Origin of the sequence: Campylobacter sp. FU_497 (assembly GCF_025772425.1) — a bacterium.
Lineage (GTDB): Bacteria > Campylobacterota > Campylobacteria > Campylobacterales > Campylobacteraceae > Campylobacter_D > Campylobacter_D lari_C.
Map to the genome: position 1 here is coordinate 1 of NZ_JAKMSC010000012.1, position 13,731 is coordinate 13,731.

13 protein-coding genes are annotated in these 13,731 nt (G+C 30.4%); 7 read left to right on the forward strand and 6 right to left on the reverse strand.

Features of this window, described 5'->3' with window-relative positions; translation table 11 throughout:
• Nucleotides 1-201 (reverse strand): biopolymer transporter ExbD (locus tag L8W68_RS05760; protein ID WP_263675335.1); only part of this gene is annotated, 201 nt, incomplete at its 3' end.
• Nucleotides 194-625, reverse strand: a complete 432-nt coding sequence (exbB, locus tag L8W68_RS05765; RefSeq protein WP_263675372.1) for a TonB-system energizer ExbB — start codon at nt 623-625, stop codon at nt 194-196. The genes exbB and L8W68_RS05760, both read right to left, overlap by 8 nt.
• A 158-nt stretch (nt 626-783) precedes the next feature.
• Here exbB and L8W68_RS05770 point away from each other — a divergent pair, with 158 nt between their 5' ends.
• Nucleotides 784-2,880 carry a TonB-dependent receptor domain-containing protein gene (locus L8W68_RS05770; protein WP_263675336.1) on the forward strand — a complete coding sequence of 699 codons (2,097 nt, stop codon included), beginning with the start codon at nt 784-786 and terminating at the stop codon, nt 2,878-2,880.
• On the opposite strand, the gene L8W68_RS05775 is transcribed toward L8W68_RS05770, so the two are convergent.
• Together L8W68_RS05775 and rho are read right to left on the reverse strand one after the other, a co-directional pair.
• Complete coding sequence (locus L8W68_RS05775; protein WP_263675337.1) at nt 2,877-4,409, reverse strand: DNA polymerase III subunit gamma/tau; 1,533 nt, start codon at nt 4,407-4,409, stop codon at nt 2,877-2,879. The genes L8W68_RS05770 and L8W68_RS05775 overlap by 4 nt on opposite strands.
• Before the next feature lie 2 nt (nt 4,410-4,411).
• Entirely contained in the window at nt 4,412-5,716 is a 1,305-nt protein-coding gene (rho, locus tag L8W68_RS05780) for a transcription termination factor Rho (RefSeq protein ID WP_039617780.1), read from the reverse strand.
• A 174-nt stretch (nt 5,717-5,890) separates the two neighbouring features.
• On the opposite strand from rho, the gene L8W68_RS05785 reads away from it, so the two are divergent.
• Together L8W68_RS05785 and ccoS are read left to right on the forward strand one after the other, a co-directional pair.
• Nucleotides 5,891-8,236, forward strand: coding sequence for a heavy metal translocating P-type ATPase (locus L8W68_RS05785; RefSeq protein WP_263675374.1), 2,346 nt, complete (start codon nt 5,891-5,893; stop codon nt 8,234-8,236).
• Nucleotides 8,233-8,442, forward strand: a complete 210-nt coding sequence (gene ccoS, locus L8W68_RS05790; RefSeq protein WP_214099529.1) for a cbb3-type cytochrome oxidase assembly protein CcoS — start codon at nt 8,233-8,235, stop codon at nt 8,440-8,442. Before L8W68_RS05785 ends, ccoS begins: the two co-directional genes overlap by 4 nt.
• Before the next feature lie 11 nt (nt 8,443-8,453).
• Here ccoS and L8W68_RS05795 read toward each other — a convergent pair whose 3' ends face one another.
• Complete coding sequence (locus L8W68_RS05795) at nt 8,454-8,759, reverse strand: c-type cytochrome (RefSeq protein WP_087700117.1); 306 nt, start codon at nt 8,757-8,759, stop codon at nt 8,454-8,456.
• 129 nt (nt 8,760-8,888) lie between these two features.
• On the opposite strand from L8W68_RS05795, the gene L8W68_RS05800 reads away from it, so the two are divergent.
• The 4 genes from L8W68_RS05800 to gmhA are packed head-to-tail and all read left to right on the forward strand — an operon-like array spanning nt 8,889 to nt 12,270.
• Complete coding sequence (locus L8W68_RS05800; protein WP_263675338.1) at nt 8,889-9,404, forward strand: D-glycero-alpha-D-manno-heptose-1,7-bisphosphate 7-phosphatase; 516 nt, start codon at nt 8,889-8,891, stop codon at nt 9,402-9,404.
• The gene (rfaD, locus tag L8W68_RS05805; RefSeq protein WP_263675339.1) at nt 9,401-10,354 is read left to right on the forward strand and encodes an ADP-glyceromanno-heptose 6-epimerase; all 954 of its coding nucleotides are present in this window, start codon (nt 9,401-9,403) and stop codon (nt 10,352-10,354) included. Before L8W68_RS05800 ends, rfaD begins: the two co-directional genes overlap by 4 nt.
• The gene (rfaE1, locus tag L8W68_RS05810; protein ID WP_263675340.1) at nt 10,347-11,720 is read left to right on the forward strand and encodes a D-glycero-beta-D-manno-heptose-7-phosphate kinase; all 1,374 of its coding nucleotides are present in this window, start codon (nt 10,347-10,349) and stop codon (nt 11,718-11,720) included. The genes rfaD and rfaE1 overlap by 8 nt, the downstream gene beginning before the upstream one ends.
• Nucleotides 11,710-12,270: a D-sedoheptulose 7-phosphate isomerase gene (gene gmhA / locus L8W68_RS05815; RefSeq protein ID WP_263675341.1), complete on the forward strand. Its 561-nt coding sequence runs from the start codon at nt 11,710-11,712 to the stop codon at nt 12,268-12,270. Before rfaE1 ends, gmhA begins: the two co-directional genes overlap by 11 nt.
• Before the next feature lie 7 nt (nt 12,271-12,277).
• Here gmhA and pyk read toward each other — a convergent pair whose 3' ends face one another.
• Complete coding sequence (gene pyk / locus L8W68_RS05820; RefSeq protein WP_263675342.1) at nt 12,278-13,729, reverse strand: pyruvate kinase; 1,452 nt, start codon at nt 13,727-13,729, stop codon at nt 12,278-12,280.
• Between the last annotated feature and the right edge of the window lie 2 nt (nt 13,730-13,731).

Genomic DNA, 13,731 nt, shown 5'->3' on the forward strand with positions numbered 1-13,731 from the left:
TTCATTTTCTTTATTGATTAAAATACTTACTTTATCTTTATTTTCGTTTATGGAATTTGAATTTTCACTTTGAGGTAGATTGATTTTGATTTCACCATGTGCGATAAAAGTGGATATGCTTAAAACAATAGCTAGTAAAACAAGCATTATGTCTATAAAAGGAATAATGTTTAAGCCTTCATTTTTTGGTAATTTAAGCATTTTTATCCTTAAAGATACGATATGTATTACTCAAGGTTGATATTTTTCTAAGTAATCCATTATAAGCCATCAAAGAAGGAATGGCAACTAAAATTCCTAATGCTGTAGCCTTTAAAGCTAATGATAAACCAATAACAATAGATTTAACATCAATATTCCCACTTGCACCCATGTCGTAAAATGTAATCATAATTCCCACTACAGTTCCCAAAAGTCCTACATAAGGAGCATTAGTGTAAATAATATAAAGCATGGTGAGGTTTTCACTAATTGCATCATCAAATTTTTCTTGACACTGATAATCATTTAGCTTAATTTTTCTAAAAAACAAGATACGTTCTATAGTACACCATATAGCAATAAATGCCATTACCCCTAAAACAATAAATATAATTAAGTCAATATAAGTTTTTAAAAATTCCATCATACCCTCATCTTAAAATTTTTTTGTGATTATATTGCTAAAAATTAAATTTTTTATTAATAACAATTATCATAATTGATACAAAAATTTATTTTAAATTAATAATTATTATCATAATATTCCAACTTTGAAAATTTTATTTATCGTGAAAGGAAATAATGAAAAAACATTGTTTATCGTTTTGTGTTGCTAGTTTTTTGGTCTGCAATGCTTTATCACAAGAAGTTTTATTAGATAGTTCCATAGTAAGTGCTTCGGGTTTTTCTCAAGATATCAAAGAAGCCCCTGCTACTATAAATGTGATTAGTAAAAAAGATTTAGAAAGTAAGCCTTATAGAGATGTTGCCGAAGCTATTGCTGATATTCCTGGTGTGGATTTATTTGCTAGCAAGGGAAAAACAGGCTCTTATAATATCACCATGAGAGGTATTACCGGATACACTTTAATTTTAATTGACGGACGGCTACAAGGTATAGGCGGAGAAGTAGGACCTAATGGTTTTAATGAAATTTCAAATTCATTCTTACCTCCAATTTCTAGCATAGAAAGAATAGAAGTAATCAAAGGACCAATGAGTACTTTATATGGTTCTGAAGCTTTAGGTGGTGTTGTAAATATCATCACAAAAAAAGTAAGTGATAAGTGGGAAACATCGGTCAGTTTAGATGGTATTTTTAATGCACATAGAGAATGGGGCAATACTTATGGTACAAGTATATATTCAAGTGGTCCATTGATGAATGATCGCCTAGGATTAACCTTACGTTTTAGAGAGTTTTACAGAGAACAGTCGAATGTTGAATTTAGTAATGGTAGTGGACAAAGAGTGCAAGGCGATCAAGCTCAAAGTCCTACAAAAGCTAATAATTTTAATTTAGGAACTAGGTTAAATTATTTAGTAGATGATTATAATACCTTGATATTTGATATCGATTTTTCAAGAAATCATTATGATAATAAAAAAAGCCAACTCGGTGCATTAACAAAACCAACAGATAAAAATGATGGTTCTTTAACAGGTGGTTATATAGATACTATGCAAGTAGATAAGTTGGTAACTTATTTAAGCCATGAGGGGATATATGAAGACTTTTCGATTACTTCTACCTTGCAGTATAACCGTGTAAGTAATGATGGTCGTGAGGTAGTTGGTCAAAAAACACAACCATTTTTAGGACAAAATAGAGATATAGTTGCTGAAGATATTATCGTAGATACAAGATCAGTTATTCCTTTAGGTCAAAGTCATATTTTAAGCGTGGGTGGTGAATATAGACTTGAAAAAATGCAAGATAAAATCGCTAATCCTACAAATTTTGATCAATATTTATTAGCTCTTTTTGCAGAAGATGAGTATAGTATAAGAGATGATTTAAGATTTACTTTTGGTGCAAGATATAATCATCATGAAATTTTTGGAAATAATATTTCACCAAGGGCTTATTTGGTTTATAATCCTACTAGCGAACTTACTTTAAAGGGTGGTGTTTCAACGGGCTTTAGAACTCCATATGCTAATAGATTGATAGCAGGTGCTTATAATTATAGTGGACAGGGTAAATATCCTATGTATGGAAATCCAAATTTAAAAGAAGAAACATCGCTTAATTATGAATTAGCCGCTGTTTATAATAATGATTTATTTTATATTTCAGCTACTGGGTTTTTGACAAATTTTAAAGATAAAATTTCTAGTCAAGAATTTAGCAAAAATAGTATGATTTCGGGTATTGGAAAATGTGAAGCTGATACATGTTATCAAGCGATTAATCATGGCAAGGTTGAATACAAAGGCATAGAGCTTGGAGCAGGGATTACCCCTATAGAACATTTAAATCTAGATTTAGCTTACACTTATCTTGATAGCGAAGTAAAAGATGCACAAAATAAAGCTGTGATAGGAAAGCCAGAAGTGGATAGTTTAAAACACAATATCATGTTAAAAGCAAGTTATAATATCTTTAATAAATTCACTCCATGGGTAAAAGGTGAGTGGCAAATAGATCGTTATATGGGCAATACAAATATTAATAGAGAATATTATCAAGATGTCTTTTTAGCTTCTATGGGTGTGCGTTATGATATCAATAAAAATTGGAACATCAATGCAGCAATTTATAATCTTTTTGATAAAAGTTTCACAAATGATTGGGATTCTTATAAAAACAAAGATGATGAAGATACTTGGGTAAATACTTATAACCGTATAGAAGAGGGAAGAAGAATTTATATTTCAATCAATGGTAGTTTTTAATTTTGTATTGTCGGAGAACCAAAGAGCTTATTAAGAGCCTCTTTGGTTTCGTCTTTAGGATTGTATTTTTTAGCGTCTTTTTTAAAATTTTCAAAATGCTCATTTAAATTTGGTGTGTTTTTTACTTCTTGTTTTATAGGAGTTTTGAATATATCTTGCAGTTTTTGAGTATCTATGGTTTCTATTTTTTGGATTTTAATTTGTGCTTTTTCTCCAAAAAGCTCATGAAGTAATGTTTTGATTAATTTAAAACCATTGTTTAAAACCATTCTATCATCATCTTTAGCGTGTGAGCTAATGCTTAAAATGTCATCTTCAAAAGAAATAAATTGAGTGGTTTTTTTAAAAACTTCAGCTAAGTCATAATCTCTTTTATATATTGCTTTTAAGAGATTTTCATAAGGACTAAGTTTTTCTTCTTTAGGGGTTTGTTGAATAGAAGGAGTTTCTTGTTGTTTTAGACTTAGCGTGTTATCTTGCTTTGAATCTTTAATAGCCTCATCAATGCTTTTTAGATAAGTTGCTTCTATAAGCATGAAAGCCATAACACAAAGCACAAAACTATCATCATCACTAGAATTTAACATAGTCTTAGCGCGTGAAAGAATTCTAAAAAATCTTTCATAAATTAGCATAGAAAAAAGATTATTTTTGGCAAAAAATGCTTCTTTTAGAAAAAATATCATCTCATCAATGACATTACTTGCCTCATAGTCTTCAAAATCTTTTAAAAATTCAAGAACTTTATCTTTATCATTGGCTAAAATGGCTTGATAAAATTCTTCAATTTTAGCTGGATCTAAAAAGCCTAGCATTGCAGTGATTTTTTGCGTTTGTATATCATTTTGACAATATACTATGGCTTGATCTAGTAAGGTTAGGGTATCTCTTAAAGATCCGTTTCCACTCCTTGCAATAAGTTTTAAAGCTTCTTTTTCATAACTAATATTTTCTTTTTCCAAAATCCACTCAAGATGATTTAAGATATCATGGGTAGAAATTTGCTTAAATCTAAAATGCTGTGTTCTTGAAAGAACTGTGGCAGGAAGTTTTAAAGGATCGGTTGTTGCTAGTATAAATTTTACATAACTTGGTGGTTCTTCTAAGGTCTTAAGTAAAGCATTTGCAGCTTGTGGGGTAAGCATATGTACTTCATCGATAATAAAAATTTTAAATCTAGCTAAAGATGGAGCGTATTTGACTTGTTCGATAAGCTCTTGAATGTCTTCTAAGCTTCTATGGCTTGCAGCATCCATTTCTATAATGTCTATATTAGAACCATTAAGCGAAGATAAACATTGAGAGCATTCTCCACAAGGATTAGCACTTGGTCCATTTTCGCATACTAGAGCTCTTGAAAAAATTCTTGCACTTGAAGTCTTTCCACTTCCGCGTAGTCCTGAAAACAAATAAGCATGTGCTAAGCGATTATTTTCAAGAGCATATTTTAAGCTTGTAGAAACAGTATTTTGCCCTACAAGCTCATTAAAATTTTTTGGTCTGTATTTAACAGCAAGAGCTTGAAGCATTACTACTCATTCATGATAGATAATAACTCTTCATTGCTTTTAGTTTTTAGCATTTTAGAGTATAAGAATTTTAGAGCCTCTATGTCATCCATTTGTGAAATAGCTGATCTAATTGCCCAAATTTTTTGAAGTTTTTCAACACCTTGGAGCAATTCTTCTTTTCTAGTGCCTGATTTTATGATGTTAATTGCAGGGTAAATTCTTCTATCTGAAATATTTCTATCAAGAACGATTTCGCTATTTCCTGTTCCTTTAAATTCTTCAAAAATCACTTCATCCATTCTTGAGCCTGTTTCTATCAAAGCAGTTGCTATAATGGTTAATGAGCCACCATGCTCTATATTTCTAGCTGCACCAAAAAAGCGTTTTGGTTTATGTAAGGCATTTGCATCAACCCCGCCACTTAAAACCTTACCACTACTTGGCGTAGCAGTATTATAAGCTCTTGCTAATCTTGTAATAGAATCAAGTAATATAATGACATCTTTGCCTGTTTCTACCATCCTTTTTGCTTTTTCTATAACAAGCTCAGCTACCCTAACATGATTATAAGCAGGTAAGTCAAAAGTTGAGCTAAAAACTTCGCCTTTGACACATCTTTGCATATCTGTAACTTCTTCGGGGCGCTCATCTACCAAAAGCACAATCAAATGAGCCTCTGGGTGATTTTTAGCAATAGCAGTGGCTAATTCTTTCATTAGCTCAGTTTTACCGGTTCTTGGAGGTGCTACGATTAAGCTTCTTTGACCTTTTCCTATAGGGGCAAATAAATCAAGCATTCTACCTGTTAGTTTTAAAGGATCGTATTCTAATTTGATTTTTTCAGTTGGAAAAATTGGAGTAAGATTGTCAAATAAAGGTCTTTCTCTAGCTTCTTTTAATGGAAGATAATTAATTGCTTCAATTTTTAATAAAGCATAGTATTTTTCTTGGTCTTTTGGTTCTCTAACTTGACCGGTAACTATATCCCCAACGCGCAGAGCAAATTTGCGAATTTGTGAGTTTGATACATAAGCATCATTTACGCTATCGCTTAAATTTGAATCCATTCCACGCAAAAAGCCATAGCCTTCAGGTGAAATTTCTAAAATCCCTGTAAAGAGTATAAAACCACCTTTTTTGGTTTGTGCTTTTAGAATTTCAAAAATAAGATCTTGTCTTCTAAATTCTCTTGGGTTTTCTATTTCTGCTTCATTGGCAATTTTAACTAAGCTTTCTAGATCAAGCAACTTTAAGTCTTCTATCTTATAACCTTCCACCGGAATGTGTGTTCTTTGATGTTGTTTTTTTTCTTTTGTATTTTCCATATATCCTCTAAAATGTAGAAAATGTAGTATTTAATAATGAATAAGAGATTTTATTCAAAAAAATGCTTCTTTGTCAAATTTTTAAAATTATAATATAGCTTTGTAAATAATTTTTAAAATAGTGATTTTAAAAAAATGATAAAATATTGTAAAAATTATCAAAGAAAGTATAATATGAAATGCAAACACTGTCAATTAAGTTTCAGACAAGATCAAATGATAGAAAAAAATGGAAATTATTTTTGCTGTAAGGGTTGTGAGAGTGTTTATGAGATTTTACAAGAAAATAATTTGGAAGAATTTTATGAAAAACTTGGTAGCCAAACCCTAACTCCTGCGATAATAGAACATAATGTCAAAGATTATGAAAAATACATACAAAAAACCAAAGAAGGTTTTAGTGAGATTTTTTTACTTATAGAAGAAATTCATTGTGCTGCCTGTGTTTGGCTTAATGAAAAAATTCTCATTAAAAGTGAAGGGGTGATAGAAGTTGATATTAACTCTATTACTCATAAAGCTAGAATTGTTTTTGATGAAAAAAGCATAAATTTAGCAAAAATTATCCAAAGTATAGAAAGCATAGGTTATAAAGCTAGTGTGTATTTGCCTACAAAAAATGAACAAAGAGCAACTCAAACCAAAAGAGATTTTTATGCAAAATTAATAGTTGCTATAGCTTGCGTGATGAATATCATGTGGATATCTGTAGCTAAGTATGCTGGGTTTTTTAGTGGCATGGAAGCTGATACTAAGGATATTTTACATTTTGCTGAATTTTTACTTTGCACTCCTGTGCTTTTTTACACAGGCTCGATCTTTTATAAAAATGCCTATTATGCTTTGAAATTTAAAAGTGTTAATATGGATACTTTGGTAATTAGTGGAGCAAGTTTAGCTTATATATATTCAGTGTGGGCGATGTTTTCAAGAGCTTCACAAGTGTATTTTGATTCTGTAGCGATGATTATTTGTTTTGTTTTTATAGGAAAGTACTTAGAGCTTTTAAGCAAGAAAAAAGCTCTTGATACGCTTGATCATTTACGATCGTTTTTTAGTAGTGAAGTAAGGGTATTAAAAAATAACAAAATAGAAAATATTGATATAGAAGAAGTGCAAATAGGAGATATTGTAGAGTTAAAAGAAGGCGATAGGGTTTTAATAGATGGAGTGTGCATTAGTGGTAATATTAGCTTGGATATGTCTAGTTTAAGTGGAGAGAGCTTACCGCTTGATGTGCAAAAAGATGATATGATTTATTCTGCTTCTTTAGTTTTAAGTGGGAATGCTTTATATAAGGTAAATGTACTTTATAAGGATTCTAAATTAGCTAGGATTATTAATTTACTCGAAAACTCAAGTACTAAAAAAGCCAAAATAGAAAAAATGGTACAGCAAGTAAGTAAGTATTTTTCACCTATTATTTTAACTTGTGCTTTACTTTGCTTTGCTTTTACTTTTTTTGTATTAAATTTGGGTTTTGAAGAAGCTATGATACGCATGGTTTCTGTGTTAATTATAGCTTGCCCATGTGCTTTAGCTTTGGCTACTCCGGTGAGTTCTTTAGTAGCAATTAGTGCTGGTTTGAAAGAAAAAATTTTATTTAAAGAAGCAGGTGTTGTGGAGGATTTGAGTAAGTGCAATGTGGCTGTGTTTGATAAAACAGGGGTTTTAACAAAGGCTAGTTTAGAAGTTAAAAAAAGCTTTTTAGATGAAAGGTTAGATAAAAATGAGTTATTAAATTTCTTACACCTAACTAACCACCCAGTGGCTAAAAGCATTTTGAAATTTTTAGATGAAAAAATCGATAACAGAATAGAATTTGAAAAAATTCAAAATTTTCAAGCAAGAGGTTATAAAGCCTTTTTGGGTAAAGATGAATTTTTGGGAGGAAATGAGAAATTTTTCAAAGAAAATCATATGCAAGTACAAGAATTTCAAACTACGCATTTTATATTTGCTAAAAATAAAACTGTATTAGCAGTTTTTGAATTAGAAGATAGTATGAGAGAAAGCTCTGAAGAGTTGATTGAATTTATGAAAGAATGCAAAATGCAAATTTATATGTTAAGTGGTGATAATTTATCTGCTGTGAGTAAGGTAGCTGAAAAATTAAAAATAAATAATTTCAAAGCCGCATGTATGCCAGAAGATAAAATGCAAATAATAGCTAATTTAAATCAAACAGGTAAGGTTTTAATGGTAGGAGATGGAGTAAATGATGCTTTAGCGCTTTCTTATGCAGGTGTTGGGGTTTCTTTAAAAGAAGGTTCTGAACTTGCTATGGAAAATAGTGATATTATATTGTTAAAAAATGACCTAAAAAGCTTACAAAAAGCCATACAAATAGCTAAAAAAACTTATCAAATTATTAAACAAAATTTAGCTTTTTCTTTATTTTATAATGCTTTGAGTATGCCTTTGGCTTTTTTTGGTTTGATTAATCCTTTAATTGCGGCTTTATCAATGTCTTTTAGTAGTATAATAGTAATTTTAAATGCTCTAAGGATTAAAAAATGAACGGTGTTTTAATGATGATGATAGGTGTTTCTTTGGTTGCTTTGTTTTTAGCAATTTGCGCTTTGCTTTGGGGTATAAAGAATAAACAATTTGATGATGATTATAAATTTACTACTTTAAATGATAGCGAAGATGCGTTAAACGATGCGGTGATTTTAGAAAAAAGAAAAAAAGAAGCTTTGGAAAAGAACAAAAAACAGCCATAAAGGCTGTTGAATTATTTTTTTAAGCTTTCAATATAATCTTCAATTGCTTTGAAATCTGCTTCTGTTAAACCTTTAAGGTTAATTTTCATGATCGCTCCTTGACCATAAGCATTTCTTTTACCTGCTGCATAATCTTTCATGTATTGTAATCTTTCAGCTGCAGTTAAAGTATTTAAAGCAGGAACTTTGTTAAGGTAAACTTTATCTGCTTTAGCACCATGACATACTGCACATTTTTTATAAAGTGTAGCACCATCTGCAGCAAAAGCTGAAACACCAAGACATGCTAAAGCTGATAAAACAAGTAGCTTTTTCATTGTATCACTCCTATATAAATTGAAAATAAAATGTGTTTAATTATAAGCTTTTTTTATTTAAAGTCGCTTAAAAAACTTTTTTACTTGATAAATTATAAAATCTTAAAAAAAATTCATTATAATTTTTTTATGAAAACAAAGGCGTTATTTTTAGATAGAGATGGGATTATTAATATAGATAAAAAATACGTTCATAAGATTAGTGATTTTGAATTTTGTGATGGTATTTTTGAACTTTGTGAATTTTTTCAAAAGCAAAATTTTTTAATTTTTGTAGCTACTAATCAATCAGGTATTGCAAGGGCTTATTATAGTGAAAAAGATTTTGAAATTTTAAGCTCGTATATGCTAGGTGAGTTTTTGAAAAAAGGCATTAAAATAGAAAAAATTTATCACTGCCCGCATTTAGAAAATTGTGAATGTCGTAAGCCAAAACCTGGCATGCTTTTAAAAGCACAAAAAGAATTTAATATAGATTTTTCACAATCTTTTTTTATAGGGGATAATTTAAGTGATATGCAAGCTGGAATTAATGCTGGTATAAAAAATCTATTTTTGATTAATGAAAATTATAATGATGATGAAAACTATAAGGTCTTTAAAAATTTAAAAGAACTTTTGCATTATTTAAAGGATAAAAAATGAAAATAGTGATAACGGGTGGAGCAGGTTTTATAGGCTCTGCTCTTGCTTTAGAACTTCAGGATAAACATGAGGTTTTGATTGTAGATAAAATGCGCTCAAATGCTACTTTTGAAAATGGAAATTTAGAAAGCTTTGGTCATTTTAAAAATATTTTAGATTTTGAAGGTGAGCTTTATGTGGGTGATATTAATGATGAAAAAACTTTAAAAGTTATAAAAGATTTTAAACCCGATGCGATCTTTCATAAGGCCGCAATTTCAGATACAACTGTTTATGATCAAAACAAAGTTTTAAAGACTAATTTAAATACTTTTAAAGATTTTATAGAGCTTGCCTTAGAACTTAATGCAAAATTAATCTATGCAAGTTCAGCTTCAGTTTATGGAGATGCTCCAAGCCCGCAAACTGTAAATTTAAGTGAAGCCCCTAAAAATCCTTACGCATTTTCAAAGCTAATGATGGATAAATTAGCAAAAAAATACTTTGATAAAATGCATATAGTTGGGCTTAGATATTTTAATGTATATGGCAAGGGAGAATTTTTTAAAAATAGCACTGCTTCTATGATTTTGCAATTTGGACATCAAATTTTAGCGGGTAAAAGCCCGCGTTTGTTTGAAGGAAGCGATCAAATTTATCGTGATTTTGTGTATATTAAAGATGTTGTGAGTGCAAATTTACAAGCTTTAGAAGCAAAAAGTGGAATTTATAATGTAGCTACAGGTAAGGCAAGAACTTTTCAAGATATAGTTGATATTTTACAAAAAGAATTAAACACTAATTATCCTTGTGAGTATATTCCTAATCCTTATAAAAACGCTTATCAATTTCATACTCAAGCAAAATTAGATGAGAGTTTTTCATATGAAGCTAAATTTAGTCTTGAAGAGGGAATAAAAGATTATTTAGATGAGATTAAAAGGCTTTATGAAAAGGAAGTAAATGCTTGATTTTTTAAGTTCTAAAAAGCCAAAAATTTTAGTTGTTGGGGATTTTATGGTGGATCATTATATATGGTGCGATTGTACTAGAATTTCCCCAGAAGCTCCTGTAATGGTGATGAAATCACAAAAAGAAGATAAAAGACTAGGCGGAGCTGGTAATGTGTATGCAAATTTAAAAAGTCTTGGTGCTGAGGTTTTTGCTCTAGGACTTGTGGGTGATGATGAGAGCGGGAGGTTTTTAAAAGAGAATTTAAATGCAAAGTTATTAGTAGAAAAAGATAGAAAAACCCCTCTTAAGAGCAGGGTTTTATCGCATTCTCAGCAAGTTTTAAGGCTTGATGATGAAAATGATTTTGACACTAAATTAGAAGATGAAATTATCAAAGAGTATAAAAAAATCGCAAAAGATTATGATGCAATTGTTTTGAGCGATTATGCCAAAGGAGCTTTAACTTCAAAAGTAACAAAAGCTTTGATAGAGCATGCAAATACTTTAAATTTACCTATTTTGATTGATCCAAAAGGAAGCGATTTTAGCAAATATCAAAATGCGACCTTGCTAACTCCAAATAAAAAAGAAGCTATTCAAGCTTTGGGTGTAGAAAAAATTGATAATTTAGAAAAAGCTTTGAAAAAATTAAAAGATGATTTAAATCTAACTTATTCTATTATAACTTTATCTGAAGAAGGAATAGCACTTTTTGATGAAAAATTACATATTATTCCTGCAAAAGCTTTGGAGGTTTATGATGTAACAGGAGCTGGAGATAGTGTTATAGCTATGCTTGCTTATGCTTTGGCTTTAAAAGTTGATATTATAAAAGCGTGCGAGCTAGCAAATGATGCAGCAGCTGTTGTGGTAGCAAAAGTGGGAAGCGTGAGTGTAAGTTTAGAAGAGATCAAAAATCTAAAAAAAGCTTCTTTTGAAGATAAAATTAAAAGTAAAGAAGAGCTTGTAAAATTGCTACAAGATCAAAAAGTAGTTTTTACCAACGGATGTTTTGATATTATGCATTATGGTCATATAAAATATCTTGAAAAAGCTAAAAAATTAGGAGATATTTTAGTTGTAGGTTTAAATTCAGATGAAAGCGTAAAAAGACTAAAAGGAAACTCAAGACCTATAAATTTAGAGTTCCAACGTGCATGTATGCTTGCGAGTATGTATTTTGTAGATTATGTAGTGATTTTTGATGAGGATACTCCTTATGAATTAATAGAGTTTTTAAAACCCGATGTGCTAGTTAAAGGAGCTGATTATAAAGATAAAGAAGTAGTGGGTTCAAATTTAGTAAAAAAAGTAGAATTGATTGACTTTGAAGATGGATTTAGCACTACCAATATAATTAATAGGATTGCAAATGATAAATAAAATTGAAAAGGAATTTATTCAACATCAAAAAACTTTAGAACAAAGTTTGAGTTTAAAAGAGCAAATTGCTATGGTTGCTCAAGAGTTAAAAGTATGTTTGAAAAATGGAGGGAAAATTTTAATTTGTGGAAATGGTGGAAGTGCTGCAGATAGCCAACATTTTGCAGCTGAACTTAGCGGAAGATATAAAAAAGAAAGAAAGGCTTTAGCTGCTATTGCCCTAAGCACTGATACTTCTGCTTTAAGTGCTATAGGAAATGACTATGGTTTTGAATTTGTTTTTTCAAGACAAGTTGAAGCTTTAGCTAGCAATAAAGATGTATTGATTGGAATTTCTACTAGTGGAAAAAGTCCAAATGTAATCAAAGCTTTTGAAAAAGCTAAAGAAGTTGGTACCAAATGTATAGGGCTTAGCGGAAAGGGTGGTGGAGTGATGAATGCATTATGTGAATATAATATAGTCATTCCAAGCAATGATACGGCTAGAATTCAAGAAATGCATATTTTAATCATTCATTGTTTATGTGATTTGATAGAAGAAGAATATTAAGTTTGGGTTATTTTCCCAAACTTAAATAATATTCAATTTGATCTTTTTGTAAAATTCTAATTAAATTTGTACTTCCTGCAACACCTACTGGAAATCCTGCAGTAAGAGTGTAAACCCCATCTTTTTTCATAAGGCCTTTTTCAACCCCAAGTTTTACAGAATTGCTTAAAAGTTCTGTTAAATTTTCATGCTTTTCTATCAATATAGCAGGTTGAACTCCCCAAACTATACTTAAAAAATTTAAAGCTTTTTTAGAATGAGTAATAGCTATGATATCCATTTTTGGACGATATCTTGCTGTTTTAACTGCGGAAGCACCACTGCTTGTAATGGTAAAAATTGCATTTGCATTTAAATCAGTTGCTAGTTGTGTGCTTGATTTAGCAATGATATCAGTTTCATTAAAACATTTAAAATTTTCAAATTTTTCATAAGGATAGTTTTTTTCTGTTTCAATGATAGTTTGAGTCATAATATCAACTGCATTTGCTGGATCAATCCCCACTGCACTTTCTTCGCTAAGCATAACCGCATCAGTGCCATCAAGCACGGCATTAGCAACATCTGAAATTTCAGCTCTTGTGGCAGTTTTGGATTTTGCAAGAGAAAAAAGCATTTGAGTAGCAGTGATGACAGGTTTATTGGCCTCGTTAGCCTTTTTAATGATGAGTTTTTGTATATTTGGCACCCTATAATAAGGCACTTCAATACCTAAATCTCCTCTTGCTACCATTATACCATCACTGCAATTTATGATTTCATCAATATTTTCAACAGCATCAAATTTTTCTATTTTTGCAAAAATAGCTATTTTGGCATTATTTTCATCAAGTATTTTTTTAACTTCATCAATATCATGAGCATTTTGCACAAAAGAGATGGCTAAAAAATCAACATCATTCTTAATACCCCACGCAAGATCGTCTTTATCTTTTTGGGTGATAACATCGATATTGATTTTTGTATTTGGAAAATTAATTCCCTTGTTTGAACTAAGCACCCCGCTATTTTCTACTTGGGTTTGGATAAAATCTTTTTCAACTTGCACTACTTTGGTTTTGATGGAACCATCGCAAAGATAGATGTATTCTCCTACCTTTAGCATTGAAAGAATTTCAGGGTGATTAATACAGACTTTATAATGCTCATTAGAAAGTTTTTCTCCTTCAAAAGTATCTTTGTAAAAGTCTAGTCTATCTCCATTTTTTAATTCAAAAGCTTCTGGAATTTTTAAGGTTCTAATTTTTGGTCCACTAATGTCTTGTAAAATTCCAATTCTTGCATTAAGTTCAGCTGCTACTTTTCTAATAGTAGCTAGATTTTGACTATGATACTCATGGGTTCCATGTGAAAAGTTTAAACGAAAAACATTTACCCCATTAATAATCATTTGTCTTATTGTAGCTTCATTTTCGCTTGCTGGTCCGATCGTTGCAACTATTTTTGTTTTTTTTAACATTT

Excerpts from the sequence above, each read along its gene's own strand:
- rho (WP_039617780.1), bottom strand. The coding sequence starts at position 5,716 with ATGGAAAATACAAAAGAAAAAAAACAACATCAAAGAACACACATTCCG.
- gmhA (WP_263675341.1), top strand. The coding sequence starts at position 11,710 with ATGATAAATAAAATTGAAAAGGAATTTATTCAACATCAAAAAACTTTA.
- pyk (WP_263675342.1), bottom strand. The coding sequence starts at position 13,729 with ATGTTAAAAAAAACAAAAATAGTTGCAACGATCGGACCAGCAAGCGAA.
- exbB (WP_263675372.1), bottom strand. The coding sequence starts at position 625 with ATGGAATTTTTAAAAACTTATATTGACTTAATTATATTTATTGTTTTA.
- L8W68_RS05775 (WP_263675337.1), bottom strand. The coding sequence starts at position 4,409 with ATGCTTCAAGCTCTTGCTGTTAAATACAGACCAAAAAATTTTAATGAG.
- L8W68_RS05770 (WP_263675336.1), top strand. The coding sequence starts at position 784 with ATGAAAAAACATTGTTTATCGTTTTGTGTTGCTAGTTTTTTGGTCTGC.
- ccoS (WP_214099529.1), top strand. The coding sequence starts at position 8,233 with ATGAACGGTGTTTTAATGATGATGATAGGTGTTTCTTTGGTTGCTTTG.
- L8W68_RS05785 (WP_263675374.1), top strand. The coding sequence starts at position 5,891 with ATGAAATGCAAACACTGTCAATTAAGTTTCAGACAAGATCAAATGATA.
- L8W68_RS05800 (WP_263675338.1), top strand. The coding sequence starts at position 8,889 with ATGAAAACAAAGGCGTTATTTTTAGATAGAGATGGGATTATTAATATA.
- L8W68_RS05795 (WP_087700117.1), bottom strand. The coding sequence starts at position 8,759 with ATGAAAAAGCTACTTGTTTTATCAGCTTTAGCATGTCTTGGTGTTTCA.
- rfaE1 (WP_263675340.1), top strand. The coding sequence starts at position 10,347 with ATGCTTGATTTTTTAAGTTCTAAAAAGCCAAAAATTTTAGTTGTTGGG.
- rfaD (WP_263675339.1), top strand. The coding sequence starts at position 9,401 with ATGAAAATAGTGATAACGGGTGGAGCAGGTTTTATAGGCTCTGCTCTT.